The organism is Roseibium aggregatum IAM 12614 (genome assembly GCF_000168975.1).
GTDB lineage: Bacteria > Pseudomonadota > Alphaproteobacteria > Rhizobiales > Stappiaceae > Roseibium > Roseibium aggregatum.
The window spans coordinates 46,635-68,317 of sequence record NZ_AAUW01000018.1; the positions used below are offsets into that span (position 1 = coordinate 46,635).

20 protein-coding genes are annotated in these 21,683 nt (G+C 59.7%); 12 read left to right on the top strand and 8 right to left on the bottom strand.

The genetic code is table 11. The annotated features are described in order from the left end of the window. Nucleotides 1-3: 3 nt before the first annotated feature. Nucleotides 4-1,185: an ROK family transcriptional regulator gene (locus SIAM614_RS21980; protein WP_006938021.1), complete on the bottom strand. Its 1,182-nt coding sequence runs from the start codon at nt 1,183-1,185 to the stop codon at nt 4-6. 75 nt (nt 1,186-1,260) lie between these two features. Then, nucleotides 1,261-1,563: a hypothetical protein gene (locus SIAM614_RS32120; protein ID WP_040440825.1), complete on the bottom strand. Its 303-nt coding sequence runs from the start codon at nt 1,561-1,563 to the stop codon at nt 1,261-1,263. Between the two features lie 39 nt (nt 1,564-1,602). On the opposite strand from SIAM614_RS32120, the gene SIAM614_RS21990 reads away from it, so the two are divergent. Then, on the top strand, nt 1,603-3,354 hold the full coding sequence (locus tag SIAM614_RS21990; RefSeq protein ID WP_407636312.1) for a glucosidase family protein: 1,752 nt from the start codon (nt 1,603-1,605) through the stop codon (nt 3,352-3,354). A 74-nt stretch (nt 3,355-3,428) separates the two neighbouring features. Here the strand turns inward: SIAM614_RS21990 and SIAM614_RS21995 are convergent, their stop codons facing one another. Next, nucleotides 3,429-4,043 carry a GNAT family N-acetyltransferase gene (locus SIAM614_RS21995; RefSeq protein WP_006938023.1) on the bottom strand — a complete coding sequence of 205 codons (615 nt, stop codon included), beginning with the start codon at nt 4,041-4,043 and terminating at the stop codon, nt 3,429-3,431. 236 nt (nt 4,044-4,279) lie between these two features. Here SIAM614_RS21995 and SIAM614_RS22000 point away from each other — a divergent pair, with 236 nt between their 5' ends. The 3 genes from SIAM614_RS22000 to SIAM614_RS22010 all read left to right on the top strand — a co-directional run bounded on the left by SIAM614_RS22000 (nt 4,280) and on the right by SIAM614_RS22010 (nt 7,483). Beyond that, nucleotides 4,280-5,614 (top strand): extracellular solute-binding protein, encoded by a 1,335-nt coding sequence (locus SIAM614_RS22000; RefSeq protein WP_040440827.1) that lies wholly within the window; start codon nt 4,280-4,282, stop codon nt 5,612-5,614. 142 nt (nt 5,615-5,756) lie between these two features. Continuing rightward, entirely contained in the window at nt 5,757-6,653 is an 897-nt protein-coding gene (locus tag SIAM614_RS22005; RefSeq protein WP_006938026.1) for a carbohydrate ABC transporter permease, read from the top strand. Further along, nucleotides 6,650-7,483, top strand: coding sequence for a carbohydrate ABC transporter permease (locus tag SIAM614_RS22010; protein ID WP_006938027.1), 834 nt, complete (start codon nt 6,650-6,652; stop codon nt 7,481-7,483). The genes SIAM614_RS22005 and SIAM614_RS22010 overlap by 4 nt, the downstream gene beginning before the upstream one ends. Nucleotides 7,484-7,638: 155 nt before the next feature. On the opposite strand, the gene SIAM614_RS22015 is transcribed toward SIAM614_RS22010, so the two are convergent. Continuing rightward, the gene (locus SIAM614_RS22015; protein WP_208984074.1) at nt 7,639-8,469 is read right to left on the bottom strand and encodes a polysaccharide deacetylase family protein; all 831 of its coding nucleotides are present in this window, start codon (nt 8,467-8,469) and stop codon (nt 7,639-7,641) included. A gap of 295 nt (nt 8,470-8,764) precedes the next feature. Here SIAM614_RS22015 and SIAM614_RS22020 point away from each other — a divergent pair, with 295 nt between their 5' ends. Genes SIAM614_RS22020 through SIAM614_RS22035 form a run of 4 tightly spaced genes read left to right on the top strand, consistent with a single transcriptional unit; the run spans nt 8,765 to nt 12,474 of the window. Continuing rightward, entirely contained in the window at nt 8,765-9,769 is a 1,005-nt protein-coding gene (locus tag SIAM614_RS22020; RefSeq protein WP_040440829.1) for a TRAP transporter substrate-binding protein, read from the top strand. 11 nt (nt 9,770-9,780) lie between these two features. After that, a complete protein-coding gene (locus SIAM614_RS22025; protein WP_006938034.1) occupies nt 9,781-10,275 on the top strand; it encodes a TRAP transporter small permease in 495 nt (164 codons plus the stop codon). After that, complete coding sequence (locus SIAM614_RS22030; RefSeq protein WP_006938038.1) at nt 10,272-11,552, top strand: TRAP transporter large permease; 1,281 nt, start codon at nt 10,272-10,274, stop codon at nt 11,550-11,552. Before SIAM614_RS22025 ends, SIAM614_RS22030 begins: the two co-directional genes overlap by 4 nt. Nucleotides 11,553-11,556: 4 nt before the next feature. Next, complete coding sequence (locus SIAM614_RS22035) at nt 11,557-12,474, top strand: LysR family transcriptional regulator (RefSeq protein ID WP_006938039.1); 918 nt, start codon at nt 11,557-11,559, stop codon at nt 12,472-12,474. A gap of 54 nt (nt 12,475-12,528) precedes the next feature. Here SIAM614_RS22035 and SIAM614_RS22040 read toward each other — a convergent pair whose 3' ends face one another. Together SIAM614_RS22040 and argE are read right to left on the bottom strand one after the other, a co-directional pair. Then, entirely contained in the window at nt 12,529-12,885 is a 357-nt protein-coding gene (locus SIAM614_RS22040) for a cupin domain-containing protein (protein ID WP_006938041.1), read from the bottom strand. Nucleotides 12,886-12,917: 32 nt separating this feature from the next. Beyond that, nucleotides 12,918-14,108: an acetylornithine deacetylase gene (gene argE, locus SIAM614_RS22045; RefSeq protein ID WP_006938043.1), complete on the bottom strand. Its 1,191-nt coding sequence runs from the start codon at nt 14,106-14,108 to the stop codon at nt 12,918-12,920. 286 nt (nt 14,109-14,394) lie between these two features. Here argE and SIAM614_RS22050 point away from each other — a divergent pair, with 286 nt between their 5' ends. Genes SIAM614_RS22050 through SIAM614_RS22060 form a run of 3 tightly spaced genes read left to right on the top strand, consistent with a single transcriptional unit; the run spans nt 14,395 to nt 18,387 of the window. Beyond that, on the top strand, nt 14,395-15,858 hold the full coding sequence (locus SIAM614_RS22050) for an aldehyde dehydrogenase family protein (RefSeq protein ID WP_006938044.1): 1,464 nt from the start codon (nt 14,395-14,397) through the stop codon (nt 15,856-15,858). Between the two features lie 8 nt (nt 15,859-15,866). Then, nucleotides 15,867-16,901 carry a tartrate dehydrogenase gene (locus SIAM614_RS22055; RefSeq protein ID WP_006938045.1) on the top strand — a complete coding sequence of 345 codons (1,035 nt, stop codon included), beginning with the start codon at nt 15,867-15,869 and terminating at the stop codon, nt 16,899-16,901. 10 nt (nt 16,902-16,911) lie between these two features. Beyond that, nucleotides 16,912-18,387: an NAD-dependent succinate-semialdehyde dehydrogenase gene (locus SIAM614_RS22060; protein ID WP_040440830.1), complete on the top strand. Its 1,476-nt coding sequence runs from the start codon at nt 16,912-16,914 to the stop codon at nt 18,385-18,387. A gap of 73 nt (nt 18,388-18,460) precedes the next feature. On the opposite strand, the gene SIAM614_RS22065 is transcribed toward SIAM614_RS22060, so the two are convergent. Together SIAM614_RS22065 and SIAM614_RS22070 are read right to left on the bottom strand one after the other, a co-directional pair. Then, the gene (locus SIAM614_RS22065; RefSeq protein ID WP_040440859.1) at nt 18,461-19,738 is read right to left on the bottom strand and encodes an NAD(P)/FAD-dependent oxidoreductase; all 1,278 of its coding nucleotides are present in this window, start codon (nt 19,736-19,738) and stop codon (nt 18,461-18,463) included. A gap of 75 nt (nt 19,739-19,813) precedes the next feature. Continuing rightward, on the bottom strand, nt 19,814-20,479 hold the full coding sequence (locus SIAM614_RS22070) for a haloacid dehalogenase type II (RefSeq protein ID WP_006938048.1): 666 nt from the start codon (nt 20,477-20,479) through the stop codon (nt 19,814-19,816). A gap of 331 nt (nt 20,480-20,810) precedes the next feature. Between SIAM614_RS22070 and SIAM614_RS22075 the strand changes: the two genes are divergently transcribed. Then, nucleotides 20,811-21,671 carry a GNAT family N-acetyltransferase gene (locus tag SIAM614_RS22075; protein ID WP_040440832.1) on the top strand — a complete coding sequence of 287 codons (861 nt, stop codon included), beginning with the start codon at nt 20,811-20,813 and terminating at the stop codon, nt 21,669-21,671. Nucleotides 21,672-21,683: the final 12 nt, after the last annotated feature.

Sequence of the window (21,683 nt, forward strand, 5' to 3'; positions counted from 1 at the left end):
GGTCTACGCCTCTCCGAGGTCTACCCCGAAAAGCTCTTCATGCATGTGTGCAACTGCAATCCCCATGCCGCCGATGAGAGCAGCCCGGTTGCCGAAACGGCTGATTTCGATACGGGTCGGATAGGGAGTGCAGCGCGGCAGATAGCGGCGGATGGCCGCCACCAGCTCCGGTCGCGCGCCAATGCTGCCGCCCATGATCACCAGTTGCGGATCGAGCGTCGCACCAACGGCGGCAATGGCAAGCGCGGTCAACCGCGCTGTTTCCTCGACCGCTGCTATGGCACTGTGATCGCCCTTCTCGAAGGCGACGAAGAGGTCGGCGACGCTTGCCCCTTCCTGTCCGCCGAAACCGACGTAGCGCCGGGCCATCGCCACGCTGCCGACCGCACTTTCGAACGTGCCGAGATGAAAGCCGCCAGGGTCGAACGGATCGCCGCCGATAGGAAGGTAGGAGATTTCGCCCGCGGCCCCGCGTCCGCCCCGCAACAGCGACCCGTTGGCGATGATGCCCATGCCCGTTCCGGTACCAAGCGCGATAAAAGCAAAGTTGCCGACATCGACGCCATGTCCCTTCCAGCGCTCGCCTTCCGCAGCAAGATTGACATCGTTTTCGATGATCGCCGGAATGCCGAGCCTGTCTGTCAGCAACTGGCGCAGATCGATATCCTCGATTCCGGCAATATTGGGCGCAACATGAATGTGGCCCGTGGCGGGATCGAGCACACCCGGCGTCCCGAGGACGACCATCCGGACCTTGGCCATTTCAACGCCCGCCATCTCCGTAAGGTCGTTGACCACAGCCTGGAACTGATCGACCAGATGGATACCGCCGCGCGCATCGGTTGGTACTTTCGTCTCGGCGATGATGTTTCCAAGAAGATCGCCGATCGCCGCCGCGATCTTTGTCCCACCCAGATCGATGGAAATGGCAAGCCCCGCGCTGGCGTTCAGCTCGTAGGTGATGGCGGTGCGTCCGGGGCGTCCATCGGTCTTGCCAACCGGCTTCAGCCAACCGTCTGTCTCCAGATCGCGCACGACATCGGAAATCGTCTGTTTGGAAAGACCGGTGAACTTGGCGATATCGGCCCGGGAAATCGGGCCCTGCGCCAGAACGGTCCTGATCACCGCATTGGTCGAAATTTTGCGCGCAATCGGTGTCTGCGCAACAGAAGACGTGATGGCCATCGTTCTGTGGTGATCTCCCAATTAGTCCAGAACCTATACCTAACTCAGATATGAGTACCTAAAATTTCACCAAAATCAGCAATTTTCAAACTGCCTCAAACGGGTTTCTTCAATATTGGCTAGCGTTTTTGATTCTATTTGTCCACTGCCTTGACAAATTAATTCCCAATTCGCTAGGCTCTCCTCGTTCTTTTGCAACGCGACGAGGTTCGCCATGCAGGCAATGAGAGACGTCAGAGCTTCTGCACCGGTCAATGCGCCAGCAAACGGCGCATGCACCGCTGCATTGGGCATGACTTCCCGTTTGCCGGCGGCGACCGAGGCCAGCCCTCTTGCGTCCGCGCTCAAACAGTCAGCGACTGCCGCCGGCTCAGCCAATCCTCCATCCAACGTCAGAGCACCAGCGACCCCATCATGATGACGCCGACGCCACAGGGTGAAATCGCCACCCAGCAACCTGTTCTCCTGCCGATCATGGCACCGCGCCTGCAGGCCGACCTGCATCCGGATGGCTATGTCGATCTCGCACTGTGGGGCTCCGGCAGCCTGGGCCGGGTTCGGTTCTCGGCTATGCCCGGCCCCTATGTCTATGGACCGAACCGGCTGGTCGCGAAGTCGGGCGGTGGCTACGTCGCCCAGTCAAAGCCGATCATGCTTTTGCAGAACGTCAAGCTGAAGACCGTTCACCCGGCACGCCGCTGCGCCTGGTGGCACGAACTGGATGGCAAAGGCTTGAAGGCCAAGGTCACAAAGACAAAAGCCCAGCGCACCATCGAACTCGATTGGGGTGTCGTCGTCATCGAAACGGGCGAAAACGACCTTCGGATTGCCGTGGGCGCCTCGATGGACGAGGCGAAGGACGCACTCGCTCTTTCCAATGACGAGATCATTGCCGAAGCCGAGGCCTATGCGAAGCGATGCGACGCCGTTCCGGAGGCAGATCCTCTGATGCGCAGCATGGTGATACAGGGCGTACATGCGGCTCTTTCCAGCATCCGGCAGGACGAAAAGGGCGCTTTTGCCGGTCTTGCTGCGGGACAGGCCTACAGCGCACCGGCGCGTACATATTACCGCGACGGCTACTGGACCATGCAGCCGCTTCTGACACTTGCCCCGGAAGCAGTGCGAGAGGAAATTCGCCTGCTCGCAAAGGGTGTCCAGCCTGACGGCGAAGCCCCGAGCGGCGTTATCCTGACAGGCCCCGCGCAATCCAAAGCCTGGCAGCGGTTCGTCGCCGAGTGCCGGGCTAATCCTCAAAGGCGCGGAAAAGCCTTCCCCGAACATCACAATCGTCCCGGGGACTGGTGGAGCGACCATTTCGACAGCCCGCTGTTCTTCATTCTCTTCATAAGCGAATATGTGGACGCGACCGGTGACATCGCCGAGGCACACATGCATTGGCCGATCGTCACCGCCATCATCAATCGCTATCTCGGCTTTGCAGCGCCGGGAAGCGTGCTGCCCCTGAAGCCGCGCAACGACCGCGACTGGGCGGACAACGTATTCCGCGAAGGCCTCGTTTCCTATGACCTTGGCCTGTTCGTCGGCGCACTCGATGCGGTTGCCACGCTCGGCAAGGAACACGATCCGGAACTGGCCGAAAGAGCGCGTGAAACTGCGAAAAAGGCCCGCGCCGAGATCGAGGATGGTCTCTTCGTTGCCGAACGCAACGGCTATGCCGACTACAAGACGCCAGACGGGTTCATCGAAGATCACCTCGTTCTCGACAGCCTGACGCTCTCCCGGTTTGACGTAATTTCCGCGGACCGGGCAAAAGGCCTTCTGAAGGCTTTTGAAAATAACCTGGAGACCAGGAATAACAAGGAACAGCCCTATGGCGACTGGGGCGTCATGTGTGCGTATCCCCCCTTCAAGCGGGCGCGGGACACGCGCTCAAAGACCGCTTTTGCCTTCCGCTATCACAACGGTTCGGACTGGCCCTATTGGGATGGTGCCTATGCGGAAGAGCGGCTGCATCATGGCCTTGGCGGTGCGCGGTATGCTCTGACGCGGTGGTGGGAAACCTGCCTTGCCAACGGCTGGGCCGGGGCGGTGGAATATTTCGCGCCGCCCTATGGCCGCGGTTCCCTGCTTCAGGGATGGAGCGCCATGCCCGCCGCCACCGTTCTCAAACACGGCCTTGAAGCCGCCAATGCGGAGGGCTCATGATCCTCAGTGCGCCTATCGCATCCGGCAAGGGCCTGGACTTCCTGCTGAAGCAACCGCTGCCTCAGCAGAGAGCCTCAGCGGTCAAGACGGCGGGCAAACAGCACGTGGCCGTCGCGGCTGATGTCTTCAAAGCCCAGGTGGCTGTAGAAGCCTTTCGCCCGCTCGTTCTGCGGATGAAGTCCGAGATGAACACCCGGCGCTCCGGCTTTCGCCAGCGCATCCAGCACCGTGTCGATCATTCTCCGACCCCAGCCGGAAGACTGGGCACCCGGCAGAATGTTGATATGGAGATGGGCAGGATAGTCCGCCAGCAGCCATTGCGGCGTTCTTTCCGGATGGTTGATCCGGTGAAAGGCTTTCGCGTCATCCCGCAGCTTCGGCGTCATATCCGCGATCATGCGGCGAATGTCCGGCCACCAGTGCTGCTCCAGCGTTTCCTCGAAACGGGCAGTGTCCGGCGCTCCGAGCACGTAACCGATGGTTCGCCCGTTCTCGACAAGCACGAAGGCGCACTCCGGCTCGAACTTGAAGTAGGGCACGGACCAGACGTAGCCCGGCAGGCGCTTGTCGCTGAAAAACGCGCTGCCATCGGTGCCGCCGTCTGCAGTCTTCAGACAGATGTCGAAGAGGGCGTCGAGGTCACCCTCCGTCGCCGGACGGATGAGGCGGTTGTCGGCTGTGGCGTTCATGGTGTCGTCGACCTCATTGCCGGCTCTCGGCCAGCTCGCATCATCGATTTGGGGGCCCCAAGCGGATGCCCTCGGACCGAGGAATGCGGAAGTGCAAAAGGAGTGTGGCAGAGCACTACATGAATTCGCCAGAGCGGTAAAGCTCCGGCAGAACAGGACGTTCGGCACTGTACGACAAGGCCAGGCCGATCGGGGGAAGCAAGCCAATCGCAATAACAACCGGAGAGGACAATCCCATGTTTCGACGTATAATATCCTGCAGTATGTCACCAGCAGTCCGAAGATCAGCAGTGCTGGCCGGAGCTGCCGTTATCGGCTTCAGCCTTTCGGGAATGGTCCACGCTGAAACGCTGACGGTCTGGGACGACCATGATTCTGAATCACGCGCCGCAGTGATGGCCGAACTGAACGGTCGCTTCAAGGAAGCCCATCCGGACATCACGCTTGACCACACGATCCGCGACTTCGCCGACCTGAACATGACCCTGAAGCTGGCGGTTTCCTCAGGCGATGGCCCGGATGTGACGAAGGTGAACCAGGGCGCCGGCGCCATGGGTCTCATGGTCAAGGAAAACCTCCTCGTCCCGGTAGATGACTTCATCACCGAATACGGCTGGGACAAGAACCAGTCGGACAGCCTTCTTGCCCGCGACCGTTGGTCGGACAAGGGCGAATTCGGTGTCGGCCCGACCTACGGCATCTCGTCCCTCGCTGAAATCGTTGGTCTTTACTACAACGAAAAAGTGCTTGCAGACGCCGGCGTCGAGCTGCCGCTGACCTCCTTTGAAGACCTCATGGCCGCCGCCGACAAGATCAAGGACGCCGGCAAGACGCCCTTCATGATCGGCACGGCCAAGGGCCATCTGACACTGCACATGCTTGCCGGCATCACCCAGGCACATATCGATGCTTCCGATCGCGAGGCGCTCGACGATCTGGTTTACGGCCATGGCGGCACCTTCAACACGCCCGGCAATGTGGAATCGGCCAAGATTGTCCAGGATTGGGCACAGGACGGCTATTTCTTCAACGGTTATCAGGGCATTTCGGGCGATGATGCCGTTCAGCTCTTCGTCTCCGGCGAAGGCGCTTTCCTGATTTCGGGCACCTGGTACTTTGGCGACATGAAAGCCAATCCGGACATCCATTTCATGCCGATCCCGGGACCCGAGGGCGTAGAGCATCCTCTCTCCGTCGGTGGTGTCGACCTTGCCTGGGCAATCACCAGCATCGCCAAGGATGACGACACGAAGGCGCTCGCTGGCGAGTACATCAACTACATGGTGTCCGAGGACGCAGCGGTCACATGGGCGAAGGCCGGCTATCTGCCTGCATCCTCCGTTCCCGCCGATGCCGACATCGAGGTCACGCCACTGCTGTCGGAAGGCATCAAAATCTGGAAATCGCTCAACGAGAACAACGCGATCGGTCACTACCCGGATTGGGCGAGCCCGACCATGCTGAAGACCTTCGACGACAACACGCCGTTGCTGCTCGCCGGTCAACAGACCCCGCAAGAGTTGATCGACAAACTCGATGCCGACTATCAGGCATACATGAAGAGCAAATAATGCCGGAAGCTGCGGACCTTGCAAGCCTCTCCATGGCTTGAACAGGCCCAGCAACCAAACCACTCGTTCCCGCCGCGTTTGTCTATCGGATGGACGCGACGGGAGCCCCGCCAGCTAATCGTCACTGCATTGGAACGCCTGAATGTCGCGCTCACCGCTCGATTCCAAAGTCAGCAGCAATCTCGTCTTCATTCTGCCGGGACTGCTGATTTATGGATCCCTGGTTTTTGGCCCCATCATCGCGGCACTCGTTCTCAGCCTGACAAGCTGGAATGGTATCAGCGCTCCGGAATGGATCGGATTTGGCAACTATATCAGCCTGATCGCAGACGAGGTTTTCTTCAAGTCACTGAAGAACAACGCCCTCTTGATGATTTTCTACTGCGCCGTTCCGGTCTGCCTCGGCGTCGCGCTGGCGGCGCTGGTATGGAACCTCAAACAGAAGGAACAGCTCGCGCTGCGCACACTTCTGTTTCTGCCCTATATCATGCCGACCGCCGTGCTCGGCATCATCTGGCACTGGCTCTACAACCCCGCGTTCGGTCCCTTCAATCAGGCCCTGAAGCTTGTCGGCCTCGGCGACTATGCCCTTCCCTGGCTCGGTGACTTCACCTTCGTTCTTCCGGCGGTTGGCGTCGTTGCAAGCTGGTATTTCTTCGGCTTCTGCATGGTGCTGTTCCTGTCCGGCATGCAGAGGATCGACCCCTCACTGTTCGAAGCCGCCAAGGTGGACGGCGCCAAGGGCATCCGCACCTTCTTCTTCATCACCCTGCCGCTGCTGCTTCCGGAGATCCGCATCGCGCTTCTGCTCACGATCATCTCCTCAATCAAGAGCTTCGATCTGATCTTCACGATGACCCGTGGCGGGCCCGCCAACGCAACGCTTGTTCCGAATATCTACATGTATCAGCTCGGCTTTCAGCTCAATCGCTACGGATATGCGGCGGCAGTCGCCATCGTTGGCGCAATCCTGATTTTCCTTGTCAATTATGCGGTCCACCGGCTGGTTCGACCCAATCACGGAGGAGATGCGTCATGAGCCAGTCATCGGGTCTCAACACAACCGCCTGGCCGATGCGCATCATCCTGTGGCTGTTCGCGCTGATGACGGTGATCCCCTTCGGCCTTCTGATCCTGACGTCGCTGAAGAGCCGGCCGGACCTCTTGCAAGGCGCGTTCGTCCTTCCCGAATATCCCCATTTCGAGAACTACGTCAGCGCCTGGATCGACGGACATTTCAACGTCTACTTCCAGAACTCCGTGCTCGTCGTCTTGCCTGTCGTCACCATCAGCATCGCTCTTGGAACCCTGACAGGCTTCGGCTTCGCCTTTCTCAGTTTTCCGTTCAAGCGCACCCTCTTCGTGATGATGACGATCGGCATGATGGTGCCGACAGAAGCCTTCATCATCCCGCTCTACTACGAGATGCGCTACACGGGCCTCATCAACACCTACGCGGCGCTGATCCTGCCGCAAATCGCAATGTCGATACCATTTGCGACCATCTTCATGGCCAGCGCCATGCGGCAATTGCCGCAGGAAATCCTGGAGGCAGCCGTGCTCGACGGCGCAAAGCGCAGCTATATTCTGCGCCGGGTCATCCTGCCCCTGATGGTGCCGGCGATGTCGACGCTCGCGCTGTTCCTCTTCATCTGGACCTGGAACGAGTTTCTCATTCCGCTGATCCTGGTCAACGACGACAGTTTCCGGACCTTGCCCATCGGCATGCTGTTCTTCCAGGGCCGCTACACGGTGAACACCCCGGTGCTGACCGCAGGCGCGGTCATCGTGATCGCACCGCTGATCCTCGCCTATCTGATTTTCCAGCGGAAATTCATTTCAGGCCTGACAGCAGGCGCGACCAAGTAGAGGACACAACGCAGTCATCGATTTTTGAGTCAGAACGCTCGGAAACCAGGTGGGCAAAAGCTTTCCGCCACGAAAGACGCACCGCCTGAATTTCCAGAGCGTTCTGAGCTGGACGTTTGCCGTGATGATCCAGCTTGCGGGAGAGGCTATCCGCCTTACGCCGCGTGTTTCACCAATTCGCTGCAATGTGCTGCGATCTCAGAGCGTGTCGTCACCCAGAGCGCCTCGTTTTCCTTGCAGATCCTGGCGATCTCGCCGATCGCCCAAGCTGCAGCTGGGCGTCCGTAGCAATGGCCGTGGGCAAAGATATCCAGGATCAGGGTTTCCGCAGGCTGCTGCTGGATGCCGGCGAGCGCTTCGCGGAAGATGTCGACAAACTGGCCGGGTGTGCGCCCGAAGCGCATGGCATGAGGCAAATCGTTGAATTCGACCGACATGGGTATGGCCAGGATCGTATGAGCGCCAAAGGCCTGAGGGTAAGGCAGGTCCGCGTCAATAGCGTCGCCATGCCAGTGGTAGCCGTTTTCTGCGAGGCTTCTGTGAACATCAACGCCGGAGGTCACACGCGGGCTGATCCAGCCTTTTGGCCTTCTCCCGATGGCAGCTTCAATCCGCTCTGTCGTTTCAACGATTGAGCGTTCCGCATCCTCGTCCGACAACGTCGGGAAAATCAGGTTCTGAGCCATGCCATGGGCAACGACGTCATGACCTGCGTTTGCATAGCCCCGCAACACGTCTGGAAAGGCCTCTGCCACCAGGCCGTTGGTCATCAGGCTTGCGGGAATACCATGACGTTCGAGCATCGAGACGAGACGCGGTATGCCGTGGGTCGCATTGTAGCGGCCGTAGCTATCAGCATTGGGGTCGAAAATGCCTTCCTGCAGCACATTACCCATGGGCCCGACACCTGACGTTACGCCCGGAGACCACATTTCGAACGCGAGATTGAAGACAACGGCAATACGGCGGCCCGATGGCCAGACCAATTCTGTCTCCGGTGACGGGGTTTTGGATCGTGCCTCCGGCATGCGCCCTACTCTGCTTTGTCCGTCCGATTGTTCGGCTCCTTGAGGCCGGAACTCTAGAAACGGCATCAAGATGAGGCAATTTCAATTCCTTCAGCCTGTACTGCACGCGCTGCAGGCAACATACTGCACGGCGTGCAGGTTATAGTGCAGGTTATGCGCTTTTTTCACTCGATCTCTTGTGTGTAGGCTGCCGCTCAGATGTCAGCTCGCCGGATCAATGCGGGCCGGACAGATGTCACAGGGAGGAAACCAGATGACCTTGAATTTTAGCCGCAGAGTGTTCTTTGCCCTCGTAACGACGGTGGCGCTGACAGGAGCTGCGCATGCTGCCGAGATCGAGTTGAAACTTGCCTGGCTGACCTCCGACAGCGAAACCGATCCCTATGCGATTACCGCGCATTCCTTCAAGAAGGAGCTGGAAGCTGCTTTCCCGGGCCGGGTTGAAGTGCAGCTGTTTCCGAACCGCCAGCTTGGCGACGACAAGGAAATCCTCGAAGGCATGCAATTCGGCACCATCGACATGGGCGTCATAACCAACGCTGTCGTCGCAAACCTGGAGCCTTCCTATCAGCTTGTCGATCTGCCCTTCCTGTTCGGCAGCTCTGAACAGGCGCACACGGTGCTGGACGGTCCTGTCGGCAAGCAGCTTGCAGCCAATTTGCGCGATGACGGGGTCATTTCGCTGGGAGCTGCGGAAGGCGGTTTCCGCAACATGATCAACAACGTCCGTCCTGTACGCACACCCGAAGACGTAGAGGGTGTGAAGTACCGGACAATGCAGAACCCGGTCTTCATCGAGATGTTTTCGTCGCTCGGTGGCAGCCCGGTTCCAATGGCCTGGGGCGAGGTCTACACGGCCATGCAGCAAGGCGCGGTCGACGGGCTGGAAATTCCGGCCTCGGTCGTGAATTCGAACAATTATGCAGAGGTCACGAAATACCTCAGCTTTACCCGTCATACCTACTCGGCCATCCACCTGCTGATTTCCGAGCGCAGCTTCGACAAGTTGCCGGAAGATGTTCAGCAGGGTGTGCTAGAGGCAGGCACGGCGGCCATCGCTCAGGAGCGCAAGGCTGTGGCAGCAGCCGAGGCCGATGTCGTGGCCGCACTCGAGAGCAAGGGTATGGAAATCAACGACATTGACGACGTGGGCGCGTTCCGCAGCAAGGTCAAACCGGTTTATGACCAGTTCCGGCCGGCAATCGGTGCAGAGCTCTTGCAACAGGCACTCGACTCGGTTTCAGTTCAATCCGACTGACGCAGGGCGCAATGCAGGCTCTAATCTCCCTCATCGACACCACGAGCCGAAAGATATCCCGGCTCGTGGGCTATGTTTGCGTGGCAATCATTTTCGTGATGCTGGGCCTGCTGGTGACGCAGGTGCTCATGCGCTACTTCCTTGGCGCTCCACCAAGCTGGACAGAAGAGCTGGCCATCATTCTCTTTGCCTGGCTGGTTCTTCTCTTTGCAACGGTTGGCCTGCGTGAGGGGTTTCACGTCGGCATTGACATCCTGCCGCAGAAGCTCGCCTGGTTGAACCGATGGACGGGCACGCTGGTCGCTTCGCTGACAATTCTGTTTGGCTGGATCACGGTGATTGCCGGCATCGCTTACGTCGAGCGCACCTCGGGGCAGAAAACAGCCGCGTTACAAATGCCCATCGAAACCCTTTATCTCTGCGTGCCGGTTTGCGGGGCGCTTTTCATTCTGCACGGGGTTGCGCTGCTGCTGACGCCAGCAAGGCCCGATGAGGACCTGTCATGAACGCCACTATGATGGTCCTGGCTCTCGGCCTGCCGGTGATGCTGCTGTTGCGCGTTCCCCTGGCCTTTGCGATCGGGCTTGCCACCATCGGCGCTCTCTGGATTGCCGATATCGACATGATGATCTTTGCCCAGCGGATGGTTGCAGGCACGCAATCGTTTTCCCTGCTGGCAATCCCCTTCTTCGTGCTCGCCGGAGACCTGATGACGGCCGGCGGCATTTCGCGCCGTCTGGTCGGATTTGCCGACGTTCTTGTCCGGCAGCACAAGGGCGGATTAGGCATGGTCGCAGTGCTTGCCGCAGCCTTCTTTGCCGCCCTCTCCGGCTCCGCACCAGCAACGACCGCCGCCATCGGCTCAATCATGATCCCCGAGATGGAAAAGCGCGGCTACTCGCGCCCGTTTGCAACCGCCCTCGCCGTGGCGGGCGGCATCATCGGGCCGATGTTGCCACCGTCCATTCCCATGGTTGTCTGGGGCGTGATGTCGGAGACATCAATCAGCCAGCTCTTTCTCGCAGGCATCGTACCCGGACTGCTGCTGGCGCTCGGCCTGATGGCACTTTGCTGGCTGCACGCGCGCAAACATGAAATCGCCCCTCAGCCCAAAGCCAGCCGGGCGGAGGTCTGGGCCGCCTTCAATGAAGCCAAATGGGCGCTTTCGGGTCCGTTGATCGTGCTCGGCGGCATCTATGGCGGTATCGTCACCCCAACCGAGGCTGCGGTCGTCGCAACGGTTTTCGCGCTGATACTGGGCTCAACGGTCTATCGCGAGCTGACCTTCAAGAACATTGTTCCAGTCACGCTTGGAGCGCTCAAGACCACGACCATCGTCATGTTCATCATCGCACTTGCCAACGGTTTCGGCTGGGTCATGGCGTTCGAGCGCATTCCGGGGCAGGTCACGCAGTCGCTTGAAGGATTTGCCGGCACACCGGTGCTCTACATCCTGATGATCAACCTTCTGCTGCTTGTAATCGGTTGCGTGATGGATAACCTTGCCGCGATGATCATCCTCGCCTCTTTTCTTGTGCCCATCGGCCAGCAACTCGGCATGGATCCGGTGCAGTTCGGTGCGATGGTGGCGATCAACTTTACGATCGGCATGGCCACACCGCCCTTTGGCTACACCATCTTCGTGGGCGCAGCGATCAGCGGCCTTCGCATAGGCCAGATCGCTCGGCCTCTCCTGCCGATGCTGGGCTTGATGATTGCCGTATTGCTGCTGGTGGCGTTCGTTCCCCAGGTCACCTTGTCAATCGTTCAGCTACTGAGGTGAGCCGATGGTGAACCTGCGCAGTTTTGACCTCAACCTTCTGGTCATCTTCCGCGCCATCATGCAACGCGGCTCGATTTCAGGGGCGGCCAACGAGATCGGCCTGTCGCCCTCCGCAGTAAGTCATGCGCTCGCACGCCTTCGGGTCATGCTGAACGACGAGCTTTTTTTCCGGACGGCCGAAGGCGTCAGCCCAACGGAAAGAGCACGCGAGCTCAGCGTCGATATCGAACGCGGTCTCAGCTTCATCTCGACCGCGATTTCGCTGCAACACCAGTTTGTGCCAGCGGAAACAAACCGCGTCTTCACCATGCAGGTGGCCGACTATGTTGCCGGTTTCCTGCTGCCGCGTCTGGCGAAGCGGCTTCAGTCGGAAGCTCCGGGAATAACGATTGATATTCTGCCCTTCTCGATCTCCCCAGAGAGCGTCTGGGATCGGGTCGACATGCAGGTTCGTCTGACACCTGGACGGCTGCAGCCGGAAATGGTGCGCTCGCAGCGTCTTCTGGCAGATGAGATCGTTGTTCTGATGCGCCGTGGCCATCCTCGTGTGGACGAGCCCATGACAGCCGAACTCTATGCCGAGCTGCCACACGTGAAGCTGTCGCAATCGGCCACCGGAACCACGGTCATCGAAGACGCGTTGGCTGCCCGCGGTTTGAAGCGCCATATGGCCATGACGGTCGCAAGCTGGTTCGAGATTCCCGACATCGTTGCCAGGTCTGACCTGATCGCGATTGCTCCGCAGCGTCTTCTCTCGCTTGATCCAAGGCTCGGCAAACTCCATTCCGCACCCCTTCCCCTCGACGAGGTCGTGTTTTCCTTCGACCTTTGCTGGGACCTGAGAAAGGAACGCGAACCGGGACAGAAATGGCTGCGGCAGCTTATCGTCGAAATGTTTGAAGAGGTCGTACGAGAGGTTTGATCTAAGCCCCTGAGTGCCACGCTCCCCGCCTACCGGAAGAGGAACGTAGCCGGCTCAGTCGTAGACGCAGACGTAAATCTTGCGCACCGTTTCGATGGTCCGCCAGATGCCGACGAATCCAGGCTTCATCACGAAGCTGTCGCCCGCCCGAAACGTCCTTGCCTCACCACCCTTTTCCTCGATTTCTATGACTCCCGACAGGATATGGCAGAACTCGTATGTTGTTCCCTTGATCGAGTGGGATTCACCAGGGGTGGCTTCCCAGACACCCGTGAGGACCTTGTCGGCTTTTGACGCGTCCTGAGCCCAGGTCTTGAACGACGGGCTGCCCGAAATGAGTTGCTCCGGGAGGGGCTCGGCTGTCTTGGGGGCAAAGTCCGGATTGGGGTCGATTGTGATCAGAAGTGACATGGGGTGTGTCCTTGTTGAATTGCTGATGGTCTTCAGATCGCAGGGCTTTCGAGCGCCTGCGACAGGCGGGCCAGCATGGCGGTACACTCCGCGAGCTCTTCGCGAAGGATGTATTCATCTGGGCGATGCGCACGCGTGATTGAGCCGGGTCCGCAGACAATCGATGGGATACCGGCAGCGTGAAAGAGCCCGGCTTCCGTGCCGTAGCTGACCGATTGAATGCTCTTTTTGCAGGACAAGCCCTCAATGAGCTGAATGAACTGAGCATCTGAAGAGGGCGGCAACGCTGGATAGCTCGCAAGTTCTCTATGCGTGGCAGCAAGCTGTCCACCTGCAGACGTGCTTGCCGTCACCAGAAGGTCCATCCGCTCCAGGACCCTGGCACTGACATCCTGCGGAGCAATGCCGGGCACAGATCGAACCTCGAAAGAAAGGCGGCACTGGTCCGGGATGATGTTGACCGCCGTGCCGCCGGACAGCAATCCGGCAACGACGGTAGAGGACGGCGGGTCGAAACGGGTATCGAAGGGGCCATTGCGTTCCATACGGACTGAGAGATCGCGGATGAAAAGCAACAGTTCGGCGGCTGCATAGAGGGCGTTCTCGCCAAGCGCGGGCTGAGAACTGTGCGCGGCCTTGCCAGTAAACGTGATCTCCATTGCCTGCTTCCCCTTGTGAGACAGCACCGGATGCATGTCCGATGGTTCGCCGACGATGCACCCCGCCGGCAGCGCACACAGCTTCGGCAATTCGGCAATCAGATGCGGCACGCCCCGGCATCCGATCTCCTCGTCATAGGAAAAGGCGATATGCACCGGCCGTTTCAGCTCTGACTTCCGGAACTCGGGCACCATCGCGAGAACGCAGGCAAGAAAGCCTTTCATGTCGCTTGTACCGCGACCTGTTAGCCGGCCGCCGAGATCCGAAAGCCGGAACGGATCCGCCGTCCACACCTGACCGTCCACCGGCACCACGTCCATATGGCCGGAAAGCACGTATCCCGGCACTTCCTTCGGCCCGATGGTCGCAAAGAGATTGACCCGGTCGCCTTCCGGACCGGGCAGAACGGCGCATTCGACACCATGGCCTGCAAGAAAGTTGCGGACATACTCCGCGATCTGATGATTGGGCGCGCCGGGAAGGCCCGCAATTGCGACAAGATCCGCAAGAATGGCTTCGGCGCGACGGGCGCCCGGAACCTCTTGAGAGGTGGCAACGGTCATTGGTCATCTCCAGTTGGACGCATCATTGCCAATTCGCCGGGCAGTTCGTGCCGAAGTCGCGCATCCCGGCAGGATAATCTGCCGCAATACCCTCAGCTTTCGCCCTCAGACCTCTTCGTTCTGAGGCAAATCCGCATGTGAGGAAGCCGACCCTCCTCCTGTCACCGCACAGAATTGCGCCAGTCTGGTCCTCAACAGAGCATTCGGCCGCTTGATGCGGAAAAATGGCGCATGCTTGCGTGTCGAAAGTTCTAGCCTTGGCGCTTGATCACGGGGAACTTTCAAGATGAGCCTTTCGTTTGACCCGGCATCGCCGAATTTCCGGTCCGGCCACTTCATCGCCGGCGAATTCGTTGCCGACGAGCCGCAAATGGCAATGCACCGGCCTTCGGACGGTGCGGAATTCGCCGGATGTCCGATTGCTGATGCCGATACAGTGGATCGCGCTGTCAGGGCGGCCGGGCAGGCACTCAAGCAGAGTGGCTGGGGAACGTGTCGGCCGCGCGAGCGCACCAATGCTCTGCTCAAGTGGGCCGATCTGATCGAAACCAATGCAGAAGACCTCGCCCGGCTGGAAACGGTGCCTTCCACACGCCTTATCAGCCAGACGTTTGCGGGCGATATCGCGGTCACGGCAGAACAGATCCGCTTTTTCGCAGAGCTGGCGGACAAGGAAGGCGGCGACGTCGTTCCAACGGCCAGCTCCCAATTGGGTCTTATCGTCACCGAACCCTATGGCGTCGTCGGGGCAATCACACCCTGGAATTTTCCGATCTCCATGGCAGGATGGAAACTGGCCCCCGCCCTGGCAGCAGGAAATGCCGTGGTGCTCAAGCCGTCCGAGCTGACTCCGTTTTCCACTCTTCGGATGGCGGAACTATCCGTCGCGGCCGGTATACCCGAAGGACTGGTCAATATCGTACTTGGCGATGGGCCTGTGACGGGCAACGCCCTGACCGGTCATCCGAACATCGCCAAGGTCAGCTTCACCGGTTCAACGCGCGCCGGATCGGCGATCATGGCGAATATCGCCAGAACGGGCATCAAGCCGATGACGCTTGAACTCGGCGGCAAGAGCCCTCAGATCGTCTTTGCGGATGCGGACGTTGCCCTTGCGGCTGACTGCATCTCCCGATCGATCCTTTTCAACGGCGGGCAAGCCTGTGTCGCCGGTAGCCGCATCATCGTTCATGCCAGCATCGCGGAAGCCTTGATCAAAGCTCTCAAGGAAAAAACGGTCGGCTTGCTGCCCGGCCCGGCCTGGAAGGAAGAAACCACCTATTCGCCCATCATCTCCCAAACGCAGCGTACGCGGATTCAGGGGCTGGTGGACGCAGCAGTGGGGGACGGCGCTGAGGTGATGTTCGGCGGTCAGCCCCTGGATCGGCCGGGTTACTTCTATGCTCCGACACTGCTCACGAACGTGAACCAGCAGTCGACAGCCATACGGGAAGAAATCTTCGGGCCGGTGATGACGCTGCAGACGTTCGAGACCGACGAGGAAGCCTTCGCGCTTGCGGACCACCCGACCTATGGCCTTGCCGCCGGTCTCTACACAAGGGATATGGGAAGAGCCTTGAAGAGCCTGAACGCCATTGAAGCCGGAACGATCTGGATCAATCGTTACGGACGCTCGCGCGATCACATCCTGCCGACAGGTGGTTACAAGTCCTCCGGTATCGGAAAGGATCTGGGACGCGAAGCCTATCAAGCCAACCGCCGCTCCAAGAGCGTGCTCATCGACCTGTGAGAGACAAAATGGCACCTTACCGCATAGCCGTCATACCGGGCGACGGCATTGGCCTGCCCGTGACCGAAGCCGCCCTGGAAGTGGCCCAGAAGGCGCTTCCAGGCAAACTGGAAACCACCACCTTTCCCTGGTCCTGTGATCACTATCTGCAGACTGGCCGCATGATGCCGGAAGATGGCATCGAAACACTGCGCGGCTTTGATGCCGTCTTCCTCGGCGCGGTCGGCTGGCCGAAAAAGGTCCCTGATGCCGTTTCCCTGCACGGGCTGCTTCTGCCGATCCGCAAGGCTTTCGTGCAATATGCCAATATCCGGCCACACAGGCTCCTACCGGGTGTCGAAGGTCCGTTGCGCAAGTCCGGTTTCGATATCTTGTGCATTCGCGAAAACACGGAAGGGGAATATTCCGGCGCCGGTGGCCGTGTTCATCAGGGAACCCCGAACGAGGTGGCGGTCGAAACTGCGATCTTCACCCGCGCCGGGGTGGAGCGCATTCTGCGTTTCGGTTTCGAACAGGCCCGCAAGCGAAGCGGGCGTCTCGCATCGGTTACCAAATCGAACGCCCAGAAGCATTCCATGGTGTTCTGGGACGAAGTCACCCGGGAACTGGCATCGGAATATCCCGATGTGTCAGTGACCCAATATCATATCGATGCCATAGCCGCGCGTATGGTAATGGCCCCCGAAAGCCTGGACGTGATCGTCGCCTCTAATCTTTTCGGCGACATTCTGACTGACCTTGGCGCTGCCATTCAGGGCGGTCTCGGGTTTGCCGCGTCCGCCAATATCAACCCGGGCCGAACGGCACCGTCGATGTTCGAACCGGTTCACGGCTCCGCCCCCGATATCGCTCATCTCGGCATCGCCAATCCGCTCGCCGCCATCTGGTCCGCAGCGATGATGCTGCAGCACTTCGGCGAAAGCGAAGCGGCAAACCGGATCCTGGAAGCGATGGAAGAAACCACTGGAGCGGGGATCGGCACTGTTCCGGGCCGTGACCGTACCGAACAGATAACCGCTCGCGTGCTTGCCGCACTCGACTGAGGAGATACCTATGACCGTTCAGCCCTCTTCACCCGTTCCTGTCTTGACCGATGCTGACCTGTTCCGCCAGCAAGGCCTCATCGGAGGCGACTGGTGCAACGCCTCCACCGGCAAGACCATAGAGGTTACGGACCCTGCGACCGGCAAAGCAATCGGTGTTGTCCCGGACATGTCTGCCGAGGACACCCGCCGGGCCATCGATGCGGCCGAAGCTGCCGGCAAAAGCTGGCGCAAGGTACCGAGCGCCGAGCGCGCGAAATGTCTGGAACGCTGGTTCGACCTGATGGAGACCCACGCAGAGGACCTGGCGCTCATTCTGACCCTGGAACAGGGCAAGCCACTTGCTGAAGCACGCGGCGAGATCGGTTATGGCGCTTCCTTTGTCAAATGGTTTGCCGAGGAAGCGCGCCGGATCGAAGGCACCATCATCGAGGCCCCGGCGAACGACCGCAAGATCCTCGCCCTCAAGGAGCCCGTTGGCGTCTCCGCCATCATTACGCCTTGGAACTTCCCCAATGCCATGATCACCCGCAAGGTGGCTCCGGCGCTGGCCGCCGGTTGCACCGTTGTGATCAAGCCCTCGGATTTCACACCCTACTCCGCGCTCGCCCTTGGGGTTCTTGCCGAAAGAGCCGGCATTCCGAATGGCGTGATCAACATCGTCACTGGCTTGCCTGTTGAGATCGGCGCGGAACTGACCTCAAACCCGATCGTTCGCAAGCTGTCCTTTACCGGCTCCACCCGTATCGGCTCGCTGCTGATGGCCCAGTGTGCCCCGACAGTGAAGCGCCTCAGCCTGGAACTTGGCGGCAACGCGCCGTTCCTCGTCTTCAATGACGCGGATCTTGATGCCGCCATAGACGGCGTGATCGCATCTAAATTCCGCAACGGCGGTCAGACCTGCGTGTGCGCAAACCGTATCCTGGTTCAGGCCGGCATCTATGACGCGTTCGCTGCCAGACTTTCGGAAAAGGTGACGGCAATGAAGGTTGGACCTGGCCTTGACCAGGGCGTGGACATCGGACCGATGATCAACGCTGCCGCGATCGGGAAAATCGAACGGCACGTGAAGGATGCACTCGAAAACGGCGCACAGGTCGCGGCGCAGGCGACCTCGCCCTCAAGCGGCCAATATGCCGCCCCGATGGTTCTGACCGGCTGCACCACGCAGATGCAACTGGCGGAAGAGGAAACCTTCGGCCCCATCGCCCCGCTGTTCCGCTTCGAAACGGAAGAGGAAGCAATCGCCATCGCCAACGCGACGCCCTTTGGCCTGGCAGCTTATTTCTACACCCGGGACATGGCCCGTGCCTGGCGGGTTGGCGAGGGTCTGGAAGCGGGCATGGTTTGCCTCAACGCCGGTGCCATGTCCATGGCGATCTCGCCCTTTGGCGGTATCAAGCAGTCCGGCCTTGGGCGTGAAGGCGCCCGGACCGGGATCGAGGAATACCTGGAAACCAAGACCTTCCATATGGGCGGCCTCTAAAGCGACCGGCAACAAGCGCAAAAAAGCCGGGTCATGACCCGGCTTTTTTTACTCTGAAGGTCGTTTCGACTGACTAGCTGATCTTGTCCTTGAACCTGTAATAGGCCCCCACCAGCGGCAGAAACCAGGGTTGTCCGGCGTGGCCGGGTATCGCGTTCCAGGGCAGATCCATCCACGGATTGCGGCTGGCGCGGCCAAGAATGAGATCTGCCGTCATCTCCCCCATATGGGTGGCAATCTGGGCACCGTGGCCCGAATAGCCCATGGCGAAATAGACGCCGTCGGCTTGCCCGGCTCTTGGAAACCGATCCTGTGACATGTCAACGAGGCCGCCCCAGCAGTAGTCGATCGCCGTATCGGAGAGCTGCGGAAAGATATCCGACAAGGCAGCCTTCAGAATCCGGCCGCTCTTTTCATCGGAGCGGTGGTCGGAGATGGCCGAAAACCTTGCCCGGCCTCCGAAGATCAGGCGTCGATCCGGTGCAAGCCGAAAGTAATTGCCGACGTTGAGCGACGTCACGCACGTGCGATTGCCCGGCATCACCGCAGCGGCCTCCTCTTCGCTGAGAGGCCGGGTCGCAAGCAGGAAACTGCCGACGGGTATAATCCGCCGACGGAAATAACCGAAGGCCTTCGGCGTGTAGGCACCGGTTGCCAGCAGCACATTGTCAGCCTGAACAACACCCTGCGGCGTGGTCAATTCGTGACCGCCGCCTGTCTGACGCCGACCCGTAACGGGTGTGTTCTCGTGTATCTCGGCGCCATGGCGCGCGGCTGCCCCTGCAAGTCCGACAACAAAACGGCCCATATGCATCATGGCACTTTTTGATTGCAGCATGGCGCCATGGAAAACTTCGGAGCCGATTTCCCGCCGCAGGTCGTCTTTCGACAGCATGGCCGTGTCTGGATCCACGTTGCGGCTGATCGCTTCCTGGTTCCGGGCAAGGCTTTCATAGTGAGCGGGTTTTGCCGCAAGCTTCAGTTTGCCGGACCGGCGAAAGTCGCAAGCAATACCCTCTTCGGCGATGATACGCTCGATGGTGTCGATGCCGTCATCGAAGGCACGGTACATGGCCCTTGCCGTTTCAAGGCCATAGGTCGAAACGGCATGGGTAAAGCTGTGGGCGATGCCGTTGTTCAGATGGCCACCGTTGCGCCCCGAGGCGCCGAAGCCGACGGATTGGGCCTCCAGCACGATCACCCGCCGTCCCTCCTTCGCGAGACGCCGGGCAGCGCCCAGGCCGGTAAAGCCTGCTCCAATTACTGCAACGTCATAGCGACCGGACGGAGGAGAGGAAGCGCCCCCCGTGAAGGCGGGCGCCGTTTCCTGCCAATAGGATGCAAGTTTCATCGGAAGTGCTCCTGGATCCATCCTGAACCCGGGCAGTTTCACCCGAGCCAACGGAACTGATCTTCAAACGGTGATCTAGATCCCGAAAACGCCCGGAAGACCGGCGATGCCGCTGATTTCGGTGTATTCGTAGAACGGATTTGCAGGTTCATGACCACGATTGACCCAGACCTTGGATTTGATGCCGAGATCGTAGGCCGTCATCAGGTCGTAGCGGAACGACGAGGAAACGTGGGTGATGTCTTCCGGGCCGCAGCCGAGCACGTCGAGCATGTATTCGAAACCGTTCATCTGCGGCTTGTAAGTGCCCGTTTCTTCCGCCGTGATGACCTTGAAAAAGGGAGCGCCGAGCTTTTCCACGTTGGACATGATCTGGCTCTTCATCGCATTTGAGAGGATGACGAGCGGAATTTCCTTTGCCGTTTTTGCAAGCCCCTCCGGCACATCCGGGTGCGGTCCCCATGTCGGGACCTCATTATAGACCTGCAGCGCGTCCTCCTCGCGGAACACAACACCATTCAGCTTGCATGCCCGCTCAAGAGCGTTGTGGACGACTTCCACATAGGGTTTCCAGGCGCCCAGCACCTCATCCATACGGTAGGCGGCGAAGTTGCGGATGAAAGTGGTCATCTTTTCTTCGCTGAGCTTCTCCCCATAAAGGCGCCGTGCAGCACCAGCCATGTCGAAATTGGTCAGCGTGCCATAGCAGTCGAAGGTGATGTATTTCGGGCGGAAGGTCATCTTGTTTCCCGTCTGTAGAGCGTAAGTTGAAACGCAAGGCCCTCTGGAGAGCGCAAATCATCGTAACCGGACCTGAAAAGACACCCGGACGGATTCACGCGGCCTTGAGAGCACATTCCGCCGTTTCACCGCCCCGCGACGGCACCATATTGCGCCGGACGAGTGCCTTGATACTCATGCCGGTAACCGGCCAGCCACCACGACAGCAGATTCTGCTTCTGGGCACCCCGCCAACGGCCGGAAAAACTTTTGGCGCGGTACCAAGGGCGGCATCTTCGCCGGCAGGGCACCTATGGTGGAGTGAATGACGATCAACTGAAGGCAGGCAAACATGCCAATCAACGAGACACTCTCGCTTCAATCATTCGGCCCGGAGCATATAGAAGGCGCCCTCAGTCTCTCCCGGGCTGCGAATTGGCCGCACAGAGTGGAAGATTGGGCTCTTATTCAGAAACTGTCGCGCGGGGTGGTGGTGCTGGACAACGACAGGGTTGTTGCCACCGCCCTCACAACGCCTTTCGGTTCCGTCGCCACACTCAACATGATCATTGTCGACGAAGCCATGCGCGGACAGGGTCTGGGCCGGCGGGTCATGAATGAGGTGATGCGAAAAGCCGAACCGGACGAGTGGCGCCTCATCGCCACAGCGGAAGGCCTGCCGCTTTATGAAAAACTTGGCTTCAAGGCCGTTTCGGACATCGTGCAACACCAGGGCATCGTCAAATCGAAAAGCAGGGGTCAACAGCCCGATGGGGACGGCGCAGCCGACTTGAGGATCGGCTCAGCGTCGGATGCAGCCGAACTTGCAGCCCTCGACCAGGCAGCCTCGGGCATGGCTCGCCGGGTTCTTGTCGATGCACTGTTTCAGGCCGGCCAGGTTTTCGTGCTGGAAGAGCAAGGCAAGATCACCGCATTTGCCGCGCTGCGCGAATTTGGCCGCGGCAAGGTTGTTGGTCCGGTCGTTGCATCCAGCCCTGAAGACGCAAAACGGCTTTTGACCCATGTCCTGAAGAGATGTGAAGGCCAGTTCCTGCGTGTCGACACCGACACCAAAACAGGCCTTGGCCCCTGGCTGACAGAACAAGGCCTTGCTCATGCAGGTGGCGGCACAGCCATGCGGCTTGGAAAAACGACAAAGATCGCGAGCTCCGGCCCGCAGACATACACACTCGCCGCCCAGGCGCTCGGCTAACTGGAGATTACC

Coding starts and splice junctions, on each gene's coding strand:
- SIAM614_RS22035 (WP_006938039.1), top strand. CDS start 11,557: ATGGTGAACCTGCGCAGTTTTGACCTCAACCTTCTGGTCATCTTCCGC.
- SIAM614_RS22060 (WP_040440830.1), top strand. CDS start 16,912: ATGACCGTTCAGCCCTCTTCACCCGTTCCTGTCTTGACCGATGCTGAC.
- SIAM614_RS22050 (WP_006938044.1), top strand. CDS start 14,395: ATGAGCCTTTCGTTTGACCCGGCATCGCCGAATTTCCGGTCCGGCCAC.
- SIAM614_RS21980 (WP_006938021.1), bottom strand. CDS start 1,185: ATGGCCATCACGTCTTCTGTTGCGCAGACACCGATTGCGCGCAAAATT.
- SIAM614_RS22075 (WP_040440832.1), top strand. CDS start 20,811: ATGCCAATCAACGAGACACTCTCGCTTCAATCATTCGGCCCGGAGCAT.
- SIAM614_RS21995 (WP_006938023.1), bottom strand. CDS start 4,043: ATGAACGCCACAGCCGACAACCGCCTCATCCGTCCGGCGACGGAGGGT.
- SIAM614_RS22000 (WP_040440827.1), top strand. CDS start 4,280: ATGTTTCGACGTATAATATCCTGCAGTATGTCACCAGCAGTCCGAAGA.
- SIAM614_RS22025 (WP_006938034.1), top strand. CDS start 9,781: ATGCAGGCTCTAATCTCCCTCATCGACACCACGAGCCGAAAGATATCC.
- SIAM614_RS21990 (WP_407636312.1), top strand. CDS start 1,603: ATGACGCCGACGCCACAGGGTGAAATCGCCACCCAGCAACCTGTTCTC.
- SIAM614_RS22030 (WP_006938038.1), top strand. CDS start 10,272: ATGAACGCCACTATGATGGTCCTGGCTCTCGGCCTGCCGGTGATGCTG.
- SIAM614_RS22065 (WP_040440859.1), bottom strand. CDS start 19,738: ATGAAACTTGCATCCTATTGGCAGGAAACGGCGCCCGCCTTCACGGGG.
- SIAM614_RS22005 (WP_006938026.1), top strand. CDS start 5,757: ATGTCGCGCTCACCGCTCGATTCCAAAGTCAGCAGCAATCTCGTCTTC.
- SIAM614_RS22055 (WP_006938045.1), top strand. CDS start 15,867: ATGGCACCTTACCGCATAGCCGTCATACCGGGCGACGGCATTGGCCTG.
- SIAM614_RS22020 (WP_040440829.1), top strand. CDS start 8,765: ATGACCTTGAATTTTAGCCGCAGAGTGTTCTTTGCCCTCGTAACGACG.
- SIAM614_RS22040 (WP_006938041.1), bottom strand. CDS start 12,885: ATGTCACTTCTGATCACAATCGACCCCAATCCGGACTTTGCCCCCAAG.
- SIAM614_RS22010 (WP_006938027.1), top strand. CDS start 6,650: ATGAGCCAGTCATCGGGTCTCAACACAACCGCCTGGCCGATGCGCATC.
- SIAM614_RS22070 (WP_006938048.1), bottom strand. CDS start 20,479: ATGACCTTCCGCCCGAAATACATCACCTTCGACTGCTATGGCACGCTG.
- argE (WP_006938043.1), bottom strand. CDS start 14,108: ATGACCGTTGCCACCTCTCAAGAGGTTCCGGGCGCCCGTCGCGCCGAA.